Source organism: Aminobacter aganoensis (assembly GCF_014206975.1).
GTDB classification, from domain to species: Bacteria; Pseudomonadota; Alphaproteobacteria; order Rhizobiales; family Rhizobiaceae; genus Aminobacter; species Aminobacter aganoensis.
This window is the reverse complement of sequence record NZ_JACHOU010000003.1, coordinates 525,326-544,386: the sequence shown is the minus strand read 5'-3', so window position 1 is coordinate 544,386 and position 19,061 is coordinate 525,326. Positions and strand designations below refer to the sequence as shown.

Here is a 19,061-nt window from a genome sequence, read left to right as displayed (position 1 = left end):
TGGCGTTTTCGCGCTTGGAATAACGATGCAGGTCGGACTACGGAGAAATGTCATGACCGGCCAGAAGACAACGAAGAAACTCCGTTCGCAGGAGTGGTTCGACAACCCCGACAATCCCGGCATGACCGCGCTCTATCTCGAGCGCTACCTGAATTTCGGCCTGACGCGCGAGGAGCTGCAGTCGGGCAAGCCGCTGATCGGCATCGCCCAGACCGGCTCGGACCTGTCGCCCTGCAACCGCCATCACATCGAGCTCGCCAAGCGGGTGCGCGACGGCATCGTGGCTGCCGGCGGCGTGCCGTTCGAGTTCCCGTGCCACCCGATCCAGGAAACGGGAAAACGCCCGACAGCCGCGCTCGACCGCAACCTCGCCTATCTCAGCCTTGTCGAGGTGCTCTACGGCTACCCGCTCGACGGCGTGGTGCTGACCATCGGCTGCGACAAAACCACGCCTGCGCTGTTGATGGCGGCAGCCACCGTCAACATTCCGGCGATCGCGCTGTCGGTCGGGCCGATGCTCAATGGCTGGCATAAGGGCAAGCGCACGGGCTCGGGCACGGTGGTGTGGGAATCGCGCGAGCGGCTGTCGGCCGGCGAGATCGACTACGACCAGTTCATGGACATCGTCGCCTCTTCGGCGCCCTCGGTCGGCTATTGCAACACCATGGGCACGGCAACGACCATGAACAGCCTGGCCGAAGCACTCGGCATGCAGCTGCCGGGGTCGGCGGCGATCCCCGCGCCCTATCGCGAGCGTGGGCAGATTTCGTATGACACCGGCAGGCGCATCGTCGACATGGTGCGCGAGGACCTGAAGCCCTCGGACATCATGACCCGCGAAGCCTTCGAGAACGCCATCGTCGTCAATTCGGCCATCGGCGGCTCGACCAACGCGCCGATCCACCTCAACGCCATTGCCCGCCATCTCGGCGTGCCGCTCGACAATGACGACTGGCAGCAGGTCGGGCACCATGTGCCGCTGCTGGTCAATCTGCAGCCGGCGGGCGAATATCTCGGCGAGGACTACCACCATGCCGGCGGCGTGCCGGCCGTGGTCGCCGAGCTGATGAAGGCCGGCCTGCTGCCGCATCCCGACGCGATCACCGCCAATGGCCGGACCATGGGCGAGAACTGTGCCGCGACCGAGACCATGGACGCCAAGGTCATCCGCCCGGTCGCCGAGCCGCTGAAGGCAAATGCCGGCTTCATCAATCTCATGGGCAATTTGTTCGACAGCGCCATCATGAAGACCAGCGTGATCTCGAAGGAGTTCCGCGACCGCTACCTGTCGAACCCCGCCGATCCCGAAGCCTTCGAAGGCACCGCAAAAGTGTTCGACGGGCCGGAGGACTACCACGCCCGCATCGACGACCCGGCGGAGAGCATCGACGAGAACACGGTTTTGTTCATGCGCGGTGCGGGGCCGGTCGGCTATCCCGGCGGCGCGGAAGTGGTGAACATGCAGCCGCCGGCCTACCTCATCAAGCGCGGCATTCACTCGCTGCCCTGCATCGGCGACGGGCGCCAGTCGGGCACGTCGGGCTCGCCGTCGATCCTCAACGCCTCGCCGGAAGCCGCCGTCGGCGGCGGGCTGGCGCTGCTGAAGTCGGGCGACCGGGTGCGCATCGACCTGAGGAAGGGCACCGCCGACATTCTCGTCGGCGACGACGAGATCGCGCGCCGCCGCGCCGAATTGCAGGCCGATGGCGGCTACCATTTCCCTGGTCACCAGACGCCGTGGCAGGAAATCCAGCGCGGCATGGTCGACCAGCTGGCGCAGGGCATGGTGCTGAAGCCGGCGGTGAAATACCAGCGCGTCGCCCAGACCAAGGGCATCCCGCGCGACAATCACTAGCCGGGCTGAGTTGCCGGGATCTCTCCCGAGCAGATCGGCTGCGCCAGGATCTCGGCAAGGATGCTGCGCCGGTTAGTATCGGCGCGTTCGAGATAGTGCCTGGCATGCTGGCCGGCAGCGACAGTGCCGATGCCAAGCGCAACAGCCAGGACGGCCATTGCGCCCCATCGCAGTGCCCGGTGCCAGCCTGACGCCAGGCCGGCCAGTCGCCGCCAGGCGGCGACGATCGCAAGCATCAGGCCGGCCAGCGCGCAGCACATCGTTGGCTCAGCCGTGCTTGCCGCAGCCACAATCGGCCGGGTGATAGCGCCCCGTCATCTCGACGGTGCCGCCCTTGCCGTACATGTCGTGCGGCCGCACCCAGTCGGCGAGGAGGTAGAACGGTCCGTTTTCGTCGCGGCCCTTCGGCATCACGTCGAGAAAGCCATAGGCGCCGAGGAACTGCTCGCCGCCGCGGCCGAAGGTCGAGTAGGTGTGGTAGATCTGGCCGTCGTCGTCCTTGTAGAAGACACTGTCGCCGGAAAGGTCCTCGATCGGGAAATCGAGCGGCGCGAAATTGTAGACCGCCTTCTTCGCCGCGAGCTGCTCGGGCGTGTAGGAGACGTTGAAATCGTAGTTGAAGTCGCTGGCAAACGACGAGACGAAACGCGCGCGCCAGCCCATGCGCGCCTTCAGCACCTCGATCTCGGCAAGCGGCGCGCGCGCCACGGCGACGTAAGTGACATCGTGGTTTTCGAGATGGACAAGCACGCTGTCGGCATTGTCGAGTTCGAACGAGCAGCCGACGCAGTGATGGACCTGGCCGGGGCCCATCATGAAATGCTTGATGAACAACTGGCTGCGGCCATCGAACAGGTCGGACAGCGACAGCCGGCCTTCGGGAGCGTCGAAGAAATACGGCTTGTCGATGCGAACCCAAGGCAGTTCGCGGCGCTCGGCGCTGAGCTGGTCGCGCGCTTTGGTCATCGCCTTTTCCTTGGCAAGCAGCGCACGCCGCGCCACCGCCCATTCTTCCCTGGACACGATTTCATGCTGCATTCCACTCTCCATCGTTTGGACACAGGTTTCCCTTCGGCCGCCGGATAGCGGCCGTCATGCACGGCTCGAACTTTCGATGCTTGCGACTAGAGGTAGGCCGTCACCGGCGGTGGGCGGTCCCAGGCGTCATGCCTGCCATCCTCGTAGATGATCGGCACGGCGGCCAACTCCTCCGGCGTGACGTCGTCGAGGCAGGCGAGGTTCACGGCATAAAAATCGCCGCCCATCATCTCGAAGCTCGCCGAGGCGAAGGGATGGACGCCGCAGCGGCTGCAGAAGGTGTGGCGGATGGCGGACTCGCCGAAGCGATACTCGGTCAGCGCGTCGGCGCCCGAGGTGACGCGGAAGCCGGCGGGGCGGGCGAAGTTCTTCCAGAAACGGGTCTTGGCGCACCAGGAACAGTTGCAGCGGAAGCTCGACGTCCACCAGACGCCGTCGAGCTCCGGCTTCGAGCGACTACCCTCCGGTGCGAGATCGAGCTGGCATTCGAAATGCACGGCCCCGCAATGGCAACTGCCGCGATAGGATTTCAGCATGGTCGTTCTCCTCGCATGGCGCGTCGTTCCGATGATCGACAACGATCATCGGCGACAGCGGTTTCAATCGGGCGGTCGGCGCGCCGGCAGCGTCAGCCGGTGCGCGAGAACTCAGACGACGGGTCGGCCGGCGAGCGCATCGGCGAGGCGATCGAGGCATTCGCCCCAGCCACCCAGATGCGAGTCGCGGGTTTCGACGTCGAGGAACGGCTCCTGGCGGAAGGTCAGGCGCGTGCCGTCGCCTTCAGCCTTCAGCGTCACCGTCACCAGCGTCTGCCAGTCGGGATCGTGATCCCAGGCGAAAGTGAAGACGATCTTCTCGTTGTCTACGATCTCGCGGAAGGTGCCGGTCATGCCGTTGTCGTCGTCGCCGTGGATGAGCAAATGATAGCGCCCACCCTTGCGGAACTCGTGCGTCCGGCATGTCGAGGTAAAGCCCTTCGGCCCCCACCAGCGGGTCAGGTGCTCGGGGCTCGACCACATGCGGAAGACGAGCGCCGGAGGTGCATCGAAGACGCGTGAGAATTCGAGCGAAAGCGACCTTGCAGCGACGGTGTCAGTTCTTGCGGTCATCGGGATCTCCCTTGGGCGTCTGCAGTTCCTTGAGATAATCGGCCATGCGGTCGAAGCTGGCGTCCCAGAAGCGGCGGTAGTGTTCGACCCAGCCGGCGATGTCCTTGAGCGGCCCGGCCTCCAGCCGACACGGGCGCCACTGTGCCTCGCGGCCACGGCTGATGAGCCCGGCGCGCTCCAGAACCTTGAGGTGGCGCGAGATCGCCGGCAGGCTCATCGCGAAGGGCTCGGCCAGTTCGTTGACAGTCGCCTCGCCCTGCGCGAGCCGGGCAAGGATCGCCCGCCTTGTGGGGTCGGCGAGGCTGGCGAATGTGGCGTCGAGGCGATCTTCGGTCATTTATTTAGCACGATTGTTAATTAACATATCCGTTAAGTACAACCGAAACCGAGTTGAGTCAAGCCACGCGGAAGCGGCGCCGCGACATGGCGACGGAGATAGCCCGCACGATGGAATAGAGGCCCGCCTCGCCCGTTTTCCCTGACAACCAATCAGGAGATGTCAGATGTTCCTCTCGCCCAAGCCGCGCTCGATACGCTTTCTCTGCCGCCCCGAGGACGAAGGGGTGATCCCGCCCCCGGTGCCGGCCAAGACCTTTCTACCCGACTGGTTCCGCAAGCTGCCGGCGGTCGATCCCGAAAAGCTGTCGACCGGCGACAGCGGGCTGACGGTCAAGCGCTGCATGCCGTTTCTCGACGCGATGACGGCAGGCTGGATCATCCGGCTGCCGGCGACCGTGCGCATGGAGATATCGGATGGCGGCAAGACGGTGAACTGCGCCTGGGACTTCGACCGCACGCTGGTCAGCAACCACGGTGCCCACCAGGTCGCCGGCAATCCGCGCGCCCCGCTTCCGCCGTGCAAGTTCCACAACTACTGGACAGTCAGGACGCCGCCGGGCTGGAGCTGCCTGTTCGTGCAGCCGTTGAACCGGCCGAACGGCATCTTCGAGATCGTCTCGGGCGTGGTCGACACCGACAGCTACACTGCCGAGATCCATTTCCCATTCTTTGCCACCGGCGCCGACGGGCTGCACATCATCGAAAAGGGTGCGCCGATCGCGCAGGTCATCCCCTTCGAGCGCAAGGCGCTCGATCTTGTCGCCGACATCCGCGCCGAGCGCGAGAACGAAGAACAGGACCGCACCCGCGTGTTCCGCAACACCATCGCCGCCGACGGCTGGTACAGGAAAGTCGCACGGGCGGCGCGCTGAACGCTACCGTCCGGGCATAACGAAAAGGGCCGGTGGATTTCTCCACCGGCCCTTTCGCCTGGCGCCTTGCTACAGCGATCAATCGTCGTCGGACGAAGAGTTCGAGCTCGAATTCGAGCTGGAGTTAGACGACGAGTTCGAGCTGGAATTGCTCGACGAATTGGAAGAGCTGTTGGAGCTCGAATTGTTCGACGAATTCGACGAGCGGTTGGAGTTCGAGTTGCTCGACGAATTGGACGAACGGTTGCTGCTCGAATTCGACCAGCTCTTGCCGCCGCTCGCATTCTTGCCACCCGAGATGATGGACTTGAAGAACTTCGAGACATCGTCGTCGGCCTGTGCGGGCGTGGAAACCACCGGTGCGGCGAGGGTCAATGCGCCAAGGATGGCGAGGATCTTTTTCATCTCTAATCTCCTGTTCGACAATCTTGGTGATTGCCCGGGAGGAACGGGAGACGTCGCGGTCTATTCCGTGAGCGACCCAAAATTCATGGGCGGTCGGCTGCGATCAGCCCTCGCATTCCGCCTCTCGACCACCTACGTGGTCGACAAACGGATACGGACATCATGGCCAGGCGGCGCTCTTCCCTCGGTTTTCTCGGCATCTTCGGCCGCTCGGGCGACCTGCGCCAGCTTGACGCCGCATTGCGCAGTGTCGACCTGCATCCCGCGCTGGTGCCCGAGGGCGTCAAGCTCACCATCGTCAACCTGATGAAGGACCACTGGCCCGACGAACCGCCGGCGCAGGCTTATCCACCGGTGGCGCAATTGTTCGGCTACTGCATCGCCGGGCCGCAGGTGTTCGAGCAGGCCAACGGGCGCGACCAGATGCTGGAAGCGGAGCGGCGCATCGAGGCCGCCCTCGAAGCCGGCAGCGGCTTCGACGCCGACATCGTGCTGCTGGCGCTGCATGCCAAGCTGATCAGCCCGACTGTCATCGATCGTTTCGAGCTGACGGCCGATTAGGCTGCCCAAGTGCGCCGCGCGTCCGCGGGCGCATCGTGCCCTCCCCAAAGCTGATTCCGGTTTTCGAGCGAGGTGCTAGCCGCCCATGCCGCTGCGCGGCAGCTTGATCATCTCGCCGAAGCGCGTACGCAGCTTGTCGTCGGTCGCCTTCGAGATATGGCGCGGGAAGCGCTCGGCGAGGATGCGCTTCTTCTCGGCGATGGCGCGGCCCAATATGTCGGGCTTGCCCTTTTCATTCCACTCCTTGGGCGAGAAGCGGTCGGCGATGGCAGGATAGAAGTACTCGGTCTGCATCAGCCTCAGCGTCTGCTCGTTGCCGAGATAGTGGCCGGGGCCGTTGAGGCAGACCTCTGAGATGGTGGCGATGGACAGGGCCTCGTCGGTGACCTCGATGCCGCGCACGCAGCGCAGGCATTGGCCCAGCATGTCATTGTCGATGATCAGGCTTTCCAGGCAGAAGCCGAGAAGCGAGGCATGCATGCCGGCGGACTCATAGACCAGATTGAGCCCCGACAGCCCGGCCATGACATTGGTGATGCCCTTTTCGTAGCCGGACTGGATGTCGGGCAGCTTGGAGTCGGCCATGCCGGCGGCCGAGCCGCCCGGAAGATCGTAAAACTGCGCCATCTGGGCGCAGGCGGCGGTGAGCAGCGCCTGCTCGGCCGAACCGCCCGACATCGCGCCGGTGCGCAGGTCGGAGACGAAGGGCCAGGTGCCGAAGATCGCGGGGTGCCCAGGCTTGAGCGCATTGACATAGACGAGGCCGGCGAGCACCTCGGCCACCGCCTGGACCACGGCCCCGGCAATCGCAGCCGGCGCGGTGGCGCCCGCCTGCCCTGCCGACAACAACAGAATCGGGATGCCGCCCTCGACGCAGGCCTCGAGCACGCCGCAGGCATCCTCGGCGAACTTCATCGGCGGCACGACGAAGCAGTTGGAATTCGACACGAAGGGCCGGGCGCGGAAACTCTCCTCGCCGCCGGCGATCTCGTAGAGCATCTCGAGCGCCGGAGCGACGTTCTCGCGCACGGTGAAGCTGGTGCCGACATGCTTGGTCGTCCCGCTGACACAGGCGTAGAGCGTGTTGAAGTCCATCTCCAGCGGGTCGGGAATGTCGCGCGGCACCATGGGGCGCTGGAAGAAATGGATGTTGTCGAGCCCGTCGACGATGCGGGCGGCGTCGTAGATGTCCTGCAACAGGCTCTCGCGATACTCGCGCTTCTCGACGTCGACGAGGTGCACCGCCGCCCCCGCCGTGCCGTAGTGCACGCGCTTGCCCTGGATCACCATGTCGTGGCGGGGATCCTGGCCGCAGAGGGTGAAATTGCGGGCGGCGTTCCTGATCGTCGACAGTACCAGCTCACGGGGGAAGCGGATGCGGCCGTCGTCGCCATAGCTGGCGCCGACGCGCTTCAGCGCCTCGATGCAGCTCGGGATGGCGTTGGCAAAGCCAACCGTTTCGAGCAGCGCCAGCACCGCCTCGTGGATGCGTTCCAGGTCGTCCTGTCCGAGCGGGCCGAAGCGGCCACCTTCGAGGCCGGCGCGGATGGGACGAATATCGTCGGCCAAAGGTGCTGCGCGCATCGCCCGCCTCGCCTCCCGGCCGCCGGACCGGCGCGAGCGCTGCTCCGCCGACAGGTCATGGCTTTCGATGGCAACCGACATGCAGGTCCTCCGAATTCTATGAGGCTGGCCCGCAGTGATTATGCCACCGTCGTGTCGCCTCGTTCCCTTTGTGCGACTATGCAGCGTCCATTGGCCCAGACCATGGGCCAGCATATGCCGCCGGATATGCCAGATCGCTGATATGAGCCGGCGGCACGGAGACGCCGCCGGACAGGGATCATGCAGCCGCGGGACGACGTCCGGCGGCAGTCGCCAGTTCGCGGATTCCGGGCTCGATGTGCTGCAGCGCGATCGAGGAAATCCCCAAGCGCATGAAGCGCGTAGGCTTGTCGCCATGCTCGAAGAAGCGCTCGCCCGGCTCGATGATGACGCTGCGCGCGGCAGCGGCCGCGGCAAGCCCGCGCGAGTCGGTTCCACGCGGGCCCTCAAGCCACAGCGACGTGCCGCCGGCCGAGTCGGTGGACTGCCAGTCCGGCAGGAATGCCGATATTGCCTGGACCAATCGCTTGCGCCTCTCGCCGAAGGCCGTCGACAGGCGGCGCACCAGCGCCTCGTGATGGCCGAGCGACAGGAACAGCGCGACGGCGCGCTGGTTGTTGGCCGGCGGGTGGCGCAGCATGAAGCGGCGCAAGGCGCGCAGTTCGGCGATCAGCCCGGCGGAAGCGACTATGTAGCCAAGCCGCAGGCCCGGCGCGAGCGTCTTCGACATCGAGCCGACATAGACGACGCGGCCGGAGCGATCGAGGCTCTTCAGCGCCTGCTGCGGCGCCTCGTCGAGCAACTGGCTGTCGTAGCCGTCCTCGATGATGATCTGGTTGTTGCGGGTCGCACGCGCGAGCAGATCCTGGCGGCGCTCGGCGCTGAGCGGCACCATGGTCGGGCACTGGTGACTCGGCGTGACGAAGACGAAGCCGGCATCCGACGGGATGGCCGAGGTGACGATGCCCTGCTGATCGACCGGCACGGGCTCGATCTCGGCGCCAGCGAGGCGGAAGATGGAACGCGCGTCCGGGTAGCCCGGATCTTCCATCGCCACCTTGGAGCCCTTGGACATCAGCAGCGACGCCAGCATGTAGAGCGCGTTCTGGGCGCCCAGCGTGACGATGATCTCGTCGGGATTGGCGAAGATGCCGCGGCGCGGCAGCAGGCGCGCCTGGATCTGCTCGATCAGCAGCGGATCGTCGCGGTCGACCATGTCTGCCGCCCAGTTGCGGATCTCCAGCACGGCCAGCGCCATGCGGTTGCATTCGCGCCATTCGGCGGTCGGGAACAGCGTCGGATCGAACTGGCCGTAGACGAAGGGATAGGACGACTTGATCCAGTTCTCGAGCTTGGCCGGCGGCGGCATGTCCGAGGCCGCGATCTGGCGGCGCGCCTTCCAATCGATTTCATTGGCCTGGTCGGGGGCCTTGTGCTGCGGCTTGGCCGGGGTCGCCAGCACTTCGGGATTGACGAAGTGGCCGCGGCGCTCACGCGCCACGAGGAAGCCCTGGTCGACCAGCTGCTGGAAGGCCAGAACCACGGTGCCGCGGGCAACGCCGAGCTTTTCGGCGAGGATTCGGCAGGACGGCAGCGGCATCGAGGCCGCAATCTGCCGGTCGAGAATGGCGGCGACGATCGCCTGCCGGATCTGCGCCTGGAGGGTCTGGCCTGATTCCGCCGAAATCCGGAACAGGCCGGACCAGATCGCCGTGTCGTTTCGCTGTGGCATAGTGACGTTTCCTGCATGTCCAGTCTTTTTGACTTTGCTGGACCATAGAAAGCTATCCTTGGTACAAGCGGTTGCACCAATCAATTTTTCTAATCCTATGGATTTATGCCAGTGAACCTTTCCATCGGCGGTTGCCGACATGCCCAGTTGAATCGATTGAAATTTGCCGCGATAGTCCGCCGCGACACTCTCTCAATGAGCCAAGAGGTCTGCTAGGATGACACGGCAGGCGAACGGGGCAGCCCAAACTTCCGGAGTTCCATGGTGACCGAACAACCCTTCCAGGCGGCTCTTGCCGCGCTTCGCAACCATCATCAGGAAGCGCCGAAGAACATGCGGGCGGCGTTCGCGTCCGATCCGAAGCGCTTCAAGAATTTTTCGGTCACCGACGACGACCTGCTGTTCGACTGGTCGAAATGCGCCGTCGACGCCACGACCATGGGCTTGCTCGAAAAGCTGGCGCGGGTGGTCGACCTCGAGGGCAAGCGCGCGGCGATGTTTGCCGGCCAGCGCATCAACATCACCGAAGACCGGGCAGTGCTGCACACGGCGCTGCGCAGCCCGCGCGGCGAAGCAATCATGCTCGACGGCCACGACGTGTCGGCGGACGTGCACGGCGTGCTCGACGCCATGGCGGCCTTCGCCGAGGACATCCGCTCGGGCAAGGCAGCCGGCGCCACCGGCAAGAAGATCACCGACGTCGTCAACATCGGCATCGGCGGCTCCGATCTCGGCCCGGTCATGGCGACGCTGGCGCTGGCGCCCTATCACGACGGGCCGCGCGCCCATTTCGTCTCCAACATCGACGGCGCCCACATCCACGACACGCTGAAGGGGCTCGACGCGGGGACGACGCTGTTCATCATCGCGTCCAAGACCTTCACCACCGTCGAGACGATGACCAATGCCGCGACGGCCCGGCGCTGGGTCGAGAACGCGCTCGGCGCCAAGGCAGTGAGCAGCCATTTCGCCGCGGTGTCGACCGCGCTCGACAAGGTCGCGGCCTTCGGCATCGACCCGTCCCGCGTGTTCGGCTTCTGGGACTGGGTCGGGGGACGCTATTCGCTTTGGTCGGCGATCGGCCTGCCGATCATGATGGCGATCGGGCCGCGGAATTTCCGCGACTTCCTCGCCGGCGCCCACGCCATGGACCGGCATTTCGCGACGACGCCGCTGCTCAAGAACATCCCGGTGCTGATGGGGCTGGTCGGCTTCTGGCACCGCGCGGTGTGCAATTATCCGGCGCGCGCGGTGATCCCCTATGACCAGCGGCTTTCGCGCCTGCCGGCCTACCTGCAGCAGCTCGACATGGAATCGAATGGCAAGAGCGTGACGATCACCGGCGGCGCCGCGGTGACCCCCACGGGCCCGCTGGTCTGGGGCGAGCCCGGCACCAACGGACAGCACGCCTTCTTCCAGCTCCTGCACCAGGGCACCGATTTCATTCCGGTGGAGTTCCTGGCGGCGGCGGAAGGGCACGAGCCCGACCTCAAGGAGCATCACGACCTGCTGCTCGCCAACTGCCTGGCGCAGTCGGAAGCGCTGATGAAGGGCCGCACGCTGGAAGAGGCGCGGCGGCAGATGCTGACCAAGGGCATGAAGCCGGAAGAGGTCGACAAGATCGCGCCGCACCGCGTCTTCTCGGGCAACCGCCCTTCCGTGACGCTGCTCTACCGCAAGCTCGACCCGCACATGCTCGGCCGGCTGATCGCGCTCTACGAGCACCGCGTCTTCGTCGAGGCGCAGCTGTTCGGCATCAATGCCTTCGACCAGTGGGGCGTGGAACTGGGCAAGGAACTGGCGACCGGACTGCTGCCTGTCGTGGAAGGGCGGGAAAATGCCGCGCGAAGCGACGCCTCGACAGCCGGGCTGGTGGAGCATATTCACCGGCTAAGGACACCGGGCGGCCAGCCGGCCGCCTGAAGGACGCATCAGGTTTGAGGTCCGCATCGTGCATTCCGAAAATCCCGAATGGATTTTCGGAGCCGATGCGCAGGGAGTAGGCGATTTGCGGGGCATCAAGGGCATACTTTTCGACAAGGACGGCACCCTCGTCGATTTTCAGGCAACGTGGTTCGCCATCGGCGAGATGATGGCGCTGAAGGCGGCGGACGGCGACCGGGAGCGGGCGACCGTCCTGATGGAAGCCGCCGGCTACGATTTCGGTGCCCATTGCTTCAAGGCCGATTCGGTGTTTGCCGCCGGCACCAACGCCGACATCGTGGCGCTGTGGTATCCCGATGCCAGCGATGCCGAGCAGGCGAAGCTGGTCAAGATGTTCGACGAGGTTTCGGCCGAGCAGGGCTCGGCGCAGGCCGTGCCGCTGCCCGGCAGCAAGGACGCGCTGGCCAGCCTGCACAGCGCCGGCTTCAGGCTTGGCGTCGCCACCAACGATTCGACCAGCGGGGCGGAAAAGACGCTGCTTTCGCTCGGCGTCGCCCAGATGTTCGATGCCGCCTACGGCTATGACGCGGTGGCCAACCCAAAGCCCGCACCCGATTCGATCCACGCCTTCTCCGACCTCACCGGACTGAAGCCGTCGGAGATCGCCATGGTCGGCGACAATCGCCACGACCTCGAAATGGCCAAGGCCGGCGGCGCCGGACTTGCGATCGCTGTGCTTTCGGGCACCGGCACGCGCGAGTCGCTGACGCCGATGGCCGACGTCGTGCTCGATTCGATCGCCGACCTGCCAGCGTTCCTCGCCCGCGAGGCATGAGCGGGCCCCTACCCGCCCGCATTCGACGAGGAAGGTCCATGGCCGCCGAGTTCACCATCCGTCGGGCACGGCGCGAAGACCTGCCCGAACTGGTGCAACTCTATCGCCATCTTACGAGGGAAAGCCGCTGCGGCCGGGAAGCCGAGGCTCTTTTGTGAAGGCCGAAATCAGAACTTGTAGGCAATGCCGAGGCGGAGGTCGTGGGTCTTCAAATCGACATTCAAACCGTCGCCCCAGTTCTCGTCGTCCCACGTCTCATTGCCATAGTCGGTGTAGCGATACTCCGCCCTCACCATCAGGTTGTCGGTGGCCGCGTATTCGATACCGCCGCCCAGGGTCCAGCCAGTGACGGCGGTGCTGCGTTCAAAGTGAGAGAAATCATCGTGCATCAAGGCGATGTCGTACTTCGCGAAGGCAACACCTGCCGCAACATAGGGCAAGAAGCGATCAACGGCATAACCGAGCCGCGCGCGGATGGCGCCGTTCCATTTCATCTCGGCGGTACCGTAGTGAACGTCGCTTGAACCGCCGCCTTCGTACTCTTCAGGCGCACGGCCTCTTTCAATGCCAGAGAAGTTCAAGTCGGCTTCGGCACCGATGACCAAGTTGCCGAACTGGTGATTGTAGCCCGCATATGCGCCGCCAATCACTCCTTTGGGGTCGTAGTTGATGAACGAGCCGAAGCCATCGTCGTAGTACGAATCACCCCAAGCGTGTCCGACCTGAAGACCGACATATCCTCCGGTCCAGACAAAGCCGGCAGTCGCCGCCGATGCCACATCTGAAGCCGCGGAGGGCATGCTCGCCGCCACTGATATCGAAGCCACTAGCAGCGTTGCCAAAGACGCGCTGCGGACAGAACTGGTTGTGCTGAATTTCATCGGATGCCCCGTAGTTTGCTCTCGTTGAGCGAACAGGGCAGCGTTCGCGATAGCTGCAGCTACAGCAACCTGCGCAAGAAAGCAAGCCGATCGCTCTCGATGATTGCAACCCATGGCTGCGGCGGTCTGTCTGCCCCGGCTGCCGCGCCGAGTCGCATGGTCCTTCGCCCGAATGGCCGAAGACGTCGGCGCGGTTGCCCGTGATTACGGCGGACCAAATTGGCGAAACAGAACGGCATCAGTTTTAGTCACTTTGTGGCTAAAATCCCAACCATCTGATCCGAAAGACGTTTTGCGTTACATATCGGTTTTCGAGAGGGTGGACCCCGGTGCGTGCGCTTCAGAAATTAACCTTTCGTTAACCATTTGCTCGCTACACCGAAGCAACCGAAAATTTACCAAGATGACCGAAGTGTTAACTCAACCCCGGCCTATCCGCCTCAAGGGGCGATCCTTCCTTGCGCTCGCGCTGACCCCGGAACTCCCCTTCGAGGACTGGCTGGCGCGGCTCGACGACCTGGCCGCCCGCTCGGCCGGCTTCTTCCTGCGCCGCCCGATCGTGCTCGACGTCGGCGGGCTGCCGATCGACCGCGTGCAGCTTCGCGAACTCGTCCATCAGCTCGGCACACGCAACGTGCGGATCATGGGCATCGAAGGCGCACAGCCCTCAATGCTCGGCTCCGACCTGCCGCCGGCGATGGCCGACGGGCGCCCGGCCTCGGACTTCGAGGCGCCGACGGCGGATGAGGACGACGACGCAGGTGTCGCCGAATACGCCGCGCCCTCCGACCCGGCTCAGGCCGCCAACGCCAAGGCCACGCCATCGCTCGTCATCACCCAGCCGGTGCGCTCCGGGCAGTCGCTCTTCTTCCCCGAAGGCGACGTGACCATCGTCGGATCGGTTGCTTCCGGTGCCGAGGTCGTGGCCGGCGGATCGATCCACGTCTACGGCACCCTGCGCGGTCGGGCGATGGCCGGCACGACGGGCAACGCGTCGGCGCGCATCTTTTGCAGCAAGCTGGAAGCGGAACTGATCGCCATCGACGGTTTCTACAAGACGGCCGAAGACCTAGAGCCCGGTCTGCGCGGCAAGGCCATCCAGATCTGGCTCGAAGGCGACGCACTCAAGGCGGTACCCCTCGGCTGAGCCGAAGGCGTGCCTAAACGAACAACAGGAGAGAGCTCTATGGGCAAGGTGGTCGTGGTCACATCGGGTAAGGGCGGCGTCGGCAAGACGACGTCTTCCGCCGCACTGGGCGCGGCCCTTGCGCAGAGCGGCGACAAGGTCGTCGTCGTGGACTTCGACGTCGGCCTGCGCAATCTCGACCTCGTCATGGGCGCTGAACGGCGTGTGGTCTACGACCTCGTCAACGTGATCCAGGGCGAAGCCAAGCTGGCACAGGCGCTGATCCGCGACAAACGCCTGGAGACGCTCTACCTGCTGGCGGCATCGCAGACGCGCGACAAGGACAACCTGACGGCGGAAGGCGTCGAGAAGGTCATTGCCGCGCTGAAGAAGACCTTCGACTGGGTCATCTGCGACAGCCCGGCCGGCATCGAACGCGGCGCGACGCTTGCCATGCGCCATGCGGACGTCGCCATCGTCGTGACCAATCCGGAAGTTTCCTCGGTGCGCGATTCCGACCGCATCATCGGCCTGCTCGATTCCAAGACGCTCAAGGCAGAGAGCGGCGAGCGCATGGAGAAACACCTGCTTCTCACCCGCTACGACCCGGCGCGCGCCGAGCGCGGCGACATGCTGAAGGTGGACGACGTGCTCGAGATCCTGTCGATCCCGCTGCTCGGCATCATTCCGGAGAGCATGGACGTGCTGCGCGCCTCCAATGTCGGCTCGCCGGTCACCCTGGCGGACGGCCGCAGCGCTCCGGCGATCGCCTATTTCAATGCGGCGCGCCGGCTCAAGGGCGAAGAGCTGCCGGTCACCATCCCGGGCGAAAAGCGGGGCTTCTTCGGCAAGATCTTCGGAAGGAAAGCGGCATGAAATTCTTCCAGCTCTTTTCCCGCCCCCAATCGGCCCCAGCCGCGCGCGAGCGCCTGCAGGTGCTGCTGGCCCACGAGCGTGCTTCGGCAGGCGATTCGGACCTCGTCGCCAAGCTGCGCGACGAAATCCTGCGTGCCATCTCCAAGCACATGCAGATCGACGACGACAAGGTCAGCGTCAAGATGGAGCGCGGCGACAAGGTCTCGACGCTCGCCGTCGACATCGAGATCCCGTTCGACGCGGGCAGGAAGGCGGCCTGACGGCCGCCAACCCGCCAGTTCGCCGGACTTCCCGCAGCATCCGCGCGGGATACTCCGAACGACCACTCCCCTATCGGCAAAGGAGGGAAACCATGACCCGACTCGCACTTCTGGAAAGGCTGAAGGAAGTCCAGCAGATGCCCAAGCACCAGGGCCGCGATATCACCACCATCAGCGCAGTGCTGTCCAACCAGGCTCTGGCCAGGCATGTGGAACTCTGCGAGGAAGCCGCCGGCGCCACGCCGCGCTTCGCTGGACAGGCCGGCAATGCGGCCGGACAGACGCAGGCCAACAGGGCCTGACGTACCGACCGGCGCAGCCAGCCGCTGCGCCACGCCCTGGCGACGGTCACGACAGGACGCGCTTCGGCTTCTCCAGCGAATTCGGCGCGTCCTGGACGCATTCGCTGCGAACCACGCTCTTCCGCGAGACTTCCCGCAGGCCTGATTGGCAGGCCGAATGCGCCGCCGCGTTCAGCCGAGCTCGTGACACCGCCCCTGGCGTGAGCCGCTGCGCCAAAACACCTGCCCGCAACCATGGATCTTCCAGCGCATCAAACCGGTCGCCCGGCGACGCCGTCAGCAAAACCGTGTGGAAGATAACCGCGGCACGCGCTATGGTGAGCTGGATTTCCATTCGCCTGTCACCCAACGGCTGAACAATCGAATTGGAGTGATGCCTATGCTGAACAGCACGCCTGTCGATGCGCCGACGGCTTTGCGCGGCCCTTCCTAGCCACTGACAAACATATCACGGATCTGCTGGCCGGCCCCCTGGCCATAGGCACACCGTGCGTCGAGATTTTTCAGGCATCCAGCACCATCCTCGGGAACGGAACCGCTCGCCCGCTCCCGGCGGCAAGGCGGCACGCCTTTGCCGAATGCCGGCGGGTTCCGAAGAGACGAAAGGACATACCATGACAAGCGAAACAATCCGCGATCCTGTCAAAGATCGTCTGCTGACACCCAAGAACGCGGCTTTCGTGATCATCGACTATCAGCCGGTCCAGGTGAACTCGATCGCATCGATGGACCGGCAATTGCTGCTCAACAACATCGTGGGAACCGCCAAGGCCGCCGTCGCCTATGGCCTGCCGATCGTCCACTCCACCGTGAACGTGAAGACGGGATTGAACAAGCCGCCGGTGCCGCAACTCAAGAGGGTGCTCAGCGACTTTCCGACCTATGACCGGACGACGATCAATTCGTGGGAAGACGTCGAGTTTCGCCGGGCGGTCGAGGAGACCGGTCGCAAGAAACTGATCATGGCGGCACTGTGGACCGAGGCTTGCCTGACCTTCCCGGCCATCGACGCGCTTGCCGAAGGCTACGAGGTCTATGTCGTGGCCGATGCCGTGGGCGGCACATCGGTCGCTGCACACGAAGCCGGACTGCGGCGCATCGAGCAGGCGGGCGGCAAGATGATCAGCGTGCCGCAGCTGTTCTGCGAACTGCAACGCGACTGGTCGCGCAAGGAAACCGTGCCTGCCTTCATGAACCTGTTCATCGAGACCGGCGGCACGGCCGGGATCCAGTTCTCTTACGACCGCACCGATTAGTCGTCCTGGAGATGGCGGCTTCTCATGCCGCCATCTCCACAGGCCGGAGAAGACCGATGGCTGAAGTTCATGTCCTTGCAATCCTGTATGCAAAGGAAGGCAAAGAGGGGGAATTGCGCAGCGACCTGACCGTTGTCACCGAGAGCTCGCGCAACGAAGACGGCAGCATTCGCTATGAGCTGTTTGCAGACGAGAACGACCGCCGCCGCTTCGTGATCGTCGAGCATTGGCGCGACGCGGCAGCGCAAGAAAGGCATCACAACCTGTCGGGCCATATCCGTGCGTTCCACGAGAATGGCGACAGGAATGTCGAGCGGCGCGAACTGGTGTGCTTCATGAGCCGGGTGACATGAGCCGGGTGGCATGACCCGGGCCAAGGCGACGCCGTATCGTATCTGCGCCGATGGTCAGCCCGGCTTGCGTCCGTCGACCTGCGGCGCCAGCAGGTGGCGAACCTTGGGTGGACCGTCGCCGCTGTGGAAGCTGGCAACAGCCGACTGCAGCTCCTTGTCGGCGACCGTGACCCGGTCGTGCTGGCGCAGATGGTCGAGCCAGCTGCCGACCAGGAAATACTCGGTGAAGTGCCCCGGCACCTCGACATCCTCAAAGACATTCCAGTCATAGGCGCCGTCCCGGTAGCGCTCCTCGCGAAAGGCATAGATCGCCTTCAGGAAGCCGGGGCGATCGGCGGTATCGACGTGATAGGTGATCTCGACCATCACCGGACCGCGATCCCGGTCGAACTCGAGCTGCGGCAAGACCTGCGGCCAGTGGGCAGATGCGGCAAGATCGGGAGCCTTGTCGTCGGGAAGACCGAAGCGGGTGGCCCACAGGCCGACCAGCACGAGCACGGCTGCCGAGGCGAGCAGGGCGTTGGCGACGCCGATGTGGGCAGCCACCTGGCCCCAGGCCAGCGATCCGGCTGCCATCGCGCCGTAATAGACGGTGATGAAGACCGCGAGCCCGCGCGCGCGAACCCAATCCGGCAGCGACGACTGGACCGATACGTTGAGCGTGGACAGTACGGCGAGCCACGACGCACCGGCGATCAGCGCGCCGATGACGCCCAGGCTCACATGCTGGCCAAGGCCAAACAGGGTCATGGCGACCGCCGTGCCGACCGAGCCCGCGAGAACGAGACCACCCGGCTTCAATTTCCGCCGCATCGCGGGCAGCGCAAAGGCTCCAATGACGGCGCCGAGGCCGATCATCGCCATCAGCAGGCCATATGTCGCCGGGCCGCCACGCAACTGTTCGCGGGCGATCAACGGCAACATCGCCCAGTACAGGCTGGCGAACAGGAAGAAGCAGAGCGCACGCGCCAACGTGGCCTTGAGCGGCGTGCTGCGGGCGGCGTAGCGCAAGCCGGTGAAGACAGCCTGGCCGATCGGCTCCGGCGGCAGCGCGTTCGCCGACCCCTTGGCCGGCGACCACCAGCACAGTGCGGCCAGGATGCCGATACGGCTGACGGCGTTCAACGCAAACAGCGTGGCAATGCCCAACGGAACGATGATCATGCCGGCAAGCGCGGGGCCGATGGCACGCGCGACGTTGATGCCCATCGAGTTCAGCGCGACGGCGGCCGGCAGGTCGGCGCGCGGGACAAGCCGAGGAACGATCGCCTGCCAGGCCGGCGCCATGAAGGCGGCGCCGGTGCCGAGCAGGAACGTGAAGACCAGCAGCACTTCGATGGTCACCTTGTCGGCCAGCACCAGCGCGGTGAACGCCGCCGCGCACAGCAAGGTCAGCGCGTTGATCACCAGCAGCATCCGGCGGCGATCCACCAAATCGGCGATCGCCCCGGCCAGCAGCGCGAAAAGGAAGACCGGAAGGGTCGTCGCGGCCTGAACCAGCGCGACCATCTGCGGTGACGGGTTGAGGTCGGTCATCAGCCAGCCGGCGCCGACGTCGTTCATCCACATGCCCATGTTGGAAACGACGGTGGCGCCCCATAGCGTCGCGAAGGGCGCATGCCGGAACGGCGCCCATGACGAAGCTGCGGCTGGCGCGGGCGGGGTGGGCTGTCCTGGCTCGTCCGGCGATGATGTCATGCGAATGTCCCCTCGAATCCCGCGAAGATAACCGACAGAAACCGCCCTCGTCCGCCAGCCACCAAGCCCGGGTG

At 65.0% G+C, this 19,061-nt stretch carries 22 protein-coding genes; 11 read left to right on the top strand and 11 right to left on the bottom strand.

What is annotated here, in order from left to right:
• The first annotated feature begins 52 nt into the window (after nt 1-52).
• Nucleotides 53-1,855: an IlvD/Edd family dehydratase gene (locus tag GGR00_RS10315; RefSeq protein WP_184699388.1), complete on the top strand. Its 1,803-nt coding sequence runs from the start codon at nt 53-55 to the stop codon at nt 1,853-1,855.
• On the opposite strand, the gene GGR00_RS10310 is transcribed toward GGR00_RS10315, so the two are convergent.
• From GGR00_RS10310 to GGR00_RS10290, 5 genes are all read right to left on the bottom strand, one after another.
• Complete coding sequence (locus GGR00_RS10310; RefSeq protein ID WP_055970662.1) at nt 1,852-2,115, bottom strand: hypothetical protein; 264 nt, start codon at nt 2,113-2,115, stop codon at nt 1,852-1,854. The genes GGR00_RS10315 and GGR00_RS10310 overlap by 4 nt on opposite strands.
• Nucleotides 2,116-2,122: 7 nt before the next feature.
• Nucleotides 2,123-2,893 carry a DUF899 domain-containing protein gene (locus GGR00_RS10305; protein WP_244487747.1) on the bottom strand — a complete coding sequence of 257 codons (771 nt, stop codon included), beginning with the start codon at nt 2,891-2,893 and terminating at the stop codon, nt 2,123-2,125.
• A gap of 86 nt (nt 2,894-2,979) precedes the next feature.
• Nucleotides 2,980-3,429, bottom strand: a complete 450-nt coding sequence (locus GGR00_RS10300) for a GFA family protein (RefSeq protein WP_184699386.1) — start codon at nt 3,427-3,429, stop codon at nt 2,980-2,982.
• A gap of 111 nt (nt 3,430-3,540) precedes the next feature.
• Complete coding sequence (locus tag GGR00_RS10295) at nt 3,541-4,002, bottom strand: SRPBCC family protein (protein WP_055970659.1); 462 nt, start codon at nt 4,000-4,002, stop codon at nt 3,541-3,543.
• Complete coding sequence (locus GGR00_RS10290) at nt 3,986-4,339, bottom strand: ArsR/SmtB family transcription factor (protein ID WP_055970658.1); 354 nt, start codon at nt 4,337-4,339, stop codon at nt 3,986-3,988. The genes GGR00_RS10295 and GGR00_RS10290 overlap by 17 nt, the downstream gene beginning before the upstream one ends.
• A 166-nt stretch (nt 4,340-4,505) precedes the next feature.
• Here GGR00_RS10290 and GGR00_RS10285 point away from each other — a divergent pair, with 166 nt between their 5' ends.
• Entirely contained in the window at nt 4,506-5,213 is a 708-nt protein-coding gene (locus tag GGR00_RS10285; RefSeq protein WP_184699385.1) for a DUF6065 family protein, read from the top strand.
• A gap of 78 nt (nt 5,214-5,291) precedes the next feature.
• On the opposite strand, the gene GGR00_RS10280 is transcribed toward GGR00_RS10285, so the two are convergent.
• On the bottom strand, nt 5,292-5,618 hold the full coding sequence (locus tag GGR00_RS10280; protein ID WP_184117398.1) for a hypothetical protein: 327 nt from the start codon (nt 5,616-5,618) through the stop codon (nt 5,292-5,294).
• A 162-nt stretch (nt 5,619-5,780) separates the two neighbouring features.
• On the opposite strand from GGR00_RS10280, the gene GGR00_RS10275 reads away from it, so the two are divergent.
• Nucleotides 5,781-6,179 carry a hypothetical protein gene (locus GGR00_RS10275; RefSeq protein WP_184699384.1) on the top strand — a complete coding sequence of 133 codons (399 nt, stop codon included), beginning with the start codon at nt 5,781-5,783 and terminating at the stop codon, nt 6,177-6,179.
• 75 nt (nt 6,180-6,254) lie between these two features.
• Here GGR00_RS10275 and GGR00_RS10270 read toward each other — a convergent pair whose 3' ends face one another.
• Together GGR00_RS10270 and pdxR are read right to left on the bottom strand one after the other, a co-directional pair.
• On the bottom strand, nt 6,255-7,844 hold the full coding sequence (locus GGR00_RS10270) for a trimethylamine methyltransferase family protein (protein ID WP_184699383.1): 1,590 nt from the start codon (nt 7,842-7,844) through the stop codon (nt 6,255-6,257).
• 178 nt (nt 7,845-8,022) lie between these two features.
• Nucleotides 8,023-9,516, bottom strand: coding sequence for a MocR-like pyridoxine biosynthesis transcription factor PdxR (gene pdxR, locus GGR00_RS10265; RefSeq protein WP_184699382.1), 1,494 nt, complete (start codon nt 9,514-9,516; stop codon nt 8,023-8,025).
• Between the two features lie 264 nt (nt 9,517-9,780).
• Between pdxR and pgi the strand changes: the two genes are divergently transcribed.
• Together pgi and GGR00_RS10255 are read left to right on the top strand one after the other, a co-directional pair.
• Nucleotides 9,781-11,439, top strand: a complete 1,659-nt coding sequence (pgi, locus tag GGR00_RS10260) for a glucose-6-phosphate isomerase (protein ID WP_343065531.1) — start codon at nt 9,781-9,783, stop codon at nt 11,437-11,439.
• An 85-nt stretch (nt 11,440-11,524) separates the two neighbouring features.
• On the top strand, nt 11,525-12,235 hold the full coding sequence (locus tag GGR00_RS10255; RefSeq protein ID WP_184699380.1) for an HAD family hydrolase: 711 nt from the start codon (nt 11,525-11,527) through the stop codon (nt 12,233-12,235).
• A gap of 167 nt (nt 12,236-12,402) precedes the next feature.
• Here GGR00_RS10255 and GGR00_RS10250 read toward each other — a convergent pair whose 3' ends face one another.
• Nucleotides 12,403-13,116 (bottom strand): outer membrane protein, encoded by a 714-nt coding sequence (locus GGR00_RS10250; protein WP_184699379.1) that lies wholly within the window; start codon nt 13,114-13,116, stop codon nt 12,403-12,405.
• Nucleotides 13,117-13,519: 403 nt separating this feature from the next.
• Between GGR00_RS10250 and minC the strand changes: the two genes are divergently transcribed.
• The 4 genes from minC to GGR00_RS10230 all read left to right on the top strand — a co-directional run bounded on the left by minC (nt 13,520) and on the right by GGR00_RS10230 (nt 15,680).
• Nucleotides 13,520-14,263 carry a septum site-determining protein MinC gene (gene minC / locus GGR00_RS10245; protein WP_184699378.1) on the top strand — a complete coding sequence of 248 codons (744 nt, stop codon included), beginning with the start codon at nt 13,520-13,522 and terminating at the stop codon, nt 14,261-14,263.
• Between the two features lie 39 nt (nt 14,264-14,302).
• Nucleotides 14,303-15,118 (top strand): septum site-determining protein MinD, encoded by an 816-nt coding sequence (gene minD / locus GGR00_RS10240; protein ID WP_055970650.1) that lies wholly within the window; start codon nt 14,303-14,305, stop codon nt 15,116-15,118.
• Nucleotides 15,115-15,378: a cell division topological specificity factor MinE gene (minE, locus tag GGR00_RS10235; protein WP_184699377.1), complete on the top strand. Its 264-nt coding sequence runs from the start codon at nt 15,115-15,117 to the stop codon at nt 15,376-15,378. The genes minD and minE overlap by 4 nt, the downstream gene beginning before the upstream one ends.
• 92 nt (nt 15,379-15,470) lie before the next feature.
• On the top strand, nt 15,471-15,680 hold the full coding sequence (locus tag GGR00_RS10230; RefSeq protein ID WP_055970648.1) for a hypothetical protein: 210 nt from the start codon (nt 15,471-15,473) through the stop codon (nt 15,678-15,680).
• Between the two features lie 46 nt (nt 15,681-15,726).
• Here the strand turns inward: GGR00_RS10230 and GGR00_RS10225 are convergent, their stop codons facing one another.
• The gene (locus GGR00_RS10225; protein WP_184699376.1) at nt 15,727-16,014 is read right to left on the bottom strand and encodes a hypothetical protein; all 288 of its coding nucleotides are present in this window, start codon (nt 16,012-16,014) and stop codon (nt 15,727-15,729) included.
• 280 nt (nt 16,015-16,294) lie between these two features.
• Here GGR00_RS10225 and GGR00_RS10220 point away from each other — a divergent pair, with 280 nt between their 5' ends.
• Together GGR00_RS10220 and GGR00_RS10215 are read left to right on the top strand one after the other, a co-directional pair.
• Nucleotides 16,295-16,936: a hydrolase gene (locus tag GGR00_RS10220; RefSeq protein ID WP_184699375.1), complete on the top strand. Its 642-nt coding sequence runs from the start codon at nt 16,295-16,297 to the stop codon at nt 16,934-16,936.
• A 56-nt stretch (nt 16,937-16,992) separates the two neighbouring features.
• Nucleotides 16,993-17,289, top strand: coding sequence for a putative quinol monooxygenase (locus GGR00_RS10215; protein ID WP_184699374.1), 297 nt, complete (start codon nt 16,993-16,995; stop codon nt 17,287-17,289).
• A 54-nt stretch (nt 17,290-17,343) separates the two neighbouring features.
• Here the strand turns inward: GGR00_RS10215 and GGR00_RS10210 are convergent, their stop codons facing one another.
• Nucleotides 17,344-18,987: an MFS transporter gene (locus tag GGR00_RS10210; protein WP_184699373.1), complete on the bottom strand. Its 1,644-nt coding sequence runs from the start codon at nt 18,985-18,987 to the stop codon at nt 17,344-17,346.
• Between the last annotated feature and the right edge of the window lie 74 nt (nt 18,988-19,061).

What these genes read in the sequence shown, in the direction of transcription:
- GGR00_RS10315 (WP_184699388.1), top strand. Translation starts at nt 53, where the DNA reads ATGACCGGCCAGAAGACAACGAAGAAACTCCGTTCGCAGGAGTGGTTC.
- GGR00_RS10310 (WP_055970662.1), bottom strand. Translation starts at nt 2,115, where the DNA reads ATGTGCTGCGCGCTGGCCGGCCTGATGCTTGCGATCGTCGCCGCCTGG.
- GGR00_RS10305 (WP_244487747.1), bottom strand. Translation starts at nt 2,893, where the DNA reads ATGCAGCATGAAATCGTGTCCAGGGAAGAATGGGCGGTGGCGCGGCGT.
- GGR00_RS10300 (WP_184699386.1), bottom strand. Translation starts at nt 3,429, where the DNA reads ATGCTGAAATCCTATCGCGGCAGTTGCCATTGCGGGGCCGTGCATTTC.
- GGR00_RS10295 (WP_055970659.1), bottom strand. Translation starts at nt 4,002, where the DNA reads ATGACCGCAAGAACTGACACCGTCGCTGCAAGGTCGCTTTCGCTCGAA.
- GGR00_RS10290 (WP_055970658.1), bottom strand. Translation starts at nt 4,339, where the DNA reads ATGACCGAAGATCGCCTCGACGCCACATTCGCCAGCCTCGCCGACCCC.
- GGR00_RS10285 (WP_184699385.1), top strand. Translation starts at nt 4,506, where the DNA reads ATGTTCCTCTCGCCCAAGCCGCGCTCGATACGCTTTCTCTGCCGCCCC.
- GGR00_RS10280 (WP_184117398.1), bottom strand. Translation starts at nt 5,618, where the DNA reads ATGAAAAAGATCCTCGCCATCCTTGGCGCATTGACCCTCGCCGCACCG.
- GGR00_RS10275 (WP_184699384.1), top strand. Translation starts at nt 5,781, where the DNA reads ATGGCCAGGCGGCGCTCTTCCCTCGGTTTTCTCGGCATCTTCGGCCGC.
- GGR00_RS10270 (WP_184699383.1), bottom strand. Translation starts at nt 7,844, where the DNA reads ATGTCGGTTGCCATCGAAAGCCATGACCTGTCGGCGGAGCAGCGCTCG.
- pdxR (WP_184699382.1), bottom strand. Translation starts at nt 9,516, where the DNA reads ATGCCACAGCGAAACGACACGGCGATCTGGTCCGGCCTGTTCCGGATT.
- GGR00_RS10250 (WP_184699379.1), bottom strand. Translation starts at nt 13,116, where the DNA reads ATGAAATTCAGCACAACCAGTTCTGTCCGCAGCGCGTCTTTGGCAACG.
- minC (WP_184699378.1), top strand. Translation starts at nt 13,520, where the DNA reads ATGACCGAAGTGTTAACTCAACCCCGGCCTATCCGCCTCAAGGGGCGA.
- minD (WP_055970650.1), top strand. Translation starts at nt 14,303, where the DNA reads ATGGGCAAGGTGGTCGTGGTCACATCGGGTAAGGGCGGCGTCGGCAAG.
- minE (WP_184699377.1), top strand. Translation starts at nt 15,115, where the DNA reads ATGAAATTCTTCCAGCTCTTTTCCCGCCCCCAATCGGCCCCAGCCGCG.
- GGR00_RS10230 (WP_055970648.1), top strand. Translation starts at nt 15,471, where the DNA reads ATGACCCGACTCGCACTTCTGGAAAGGCTGAAGGAAGTCCAGCAGATG.
- GGR00_RS10225 (WP_184699376.1), bottom strand. Translation starts at nt 16,014, where the DNA reads ATGGAAATCCAGCTCACCATAGCGCGTGCCGCGGTTATCTTCCACACG.
- GGR00_RS10220 (WP_184699375.1), top strand. Translation starts at nt 16,295, where the DNA reads ATGACAAGCGAAACAATCCGCGATCCTGTCAAAGATCGTCTGCTGACA.
- GGR00_RS10215 (WP_184699374.1), top strand. Translation starts at nt 16,993, where the DNA reads ATGGCTGAAGTTCATGTCCTTGCAATCCTGTATGCAAAGGAAGGCAAA.
- GGR00_RS10210 (WP_184699373.1), bottom strand. Translation starts at nt 18,987, where the DNA reads ATGACATCATCGCCGGACGAGCCAGGACAGCCCACCCCGCCCGCGCCA.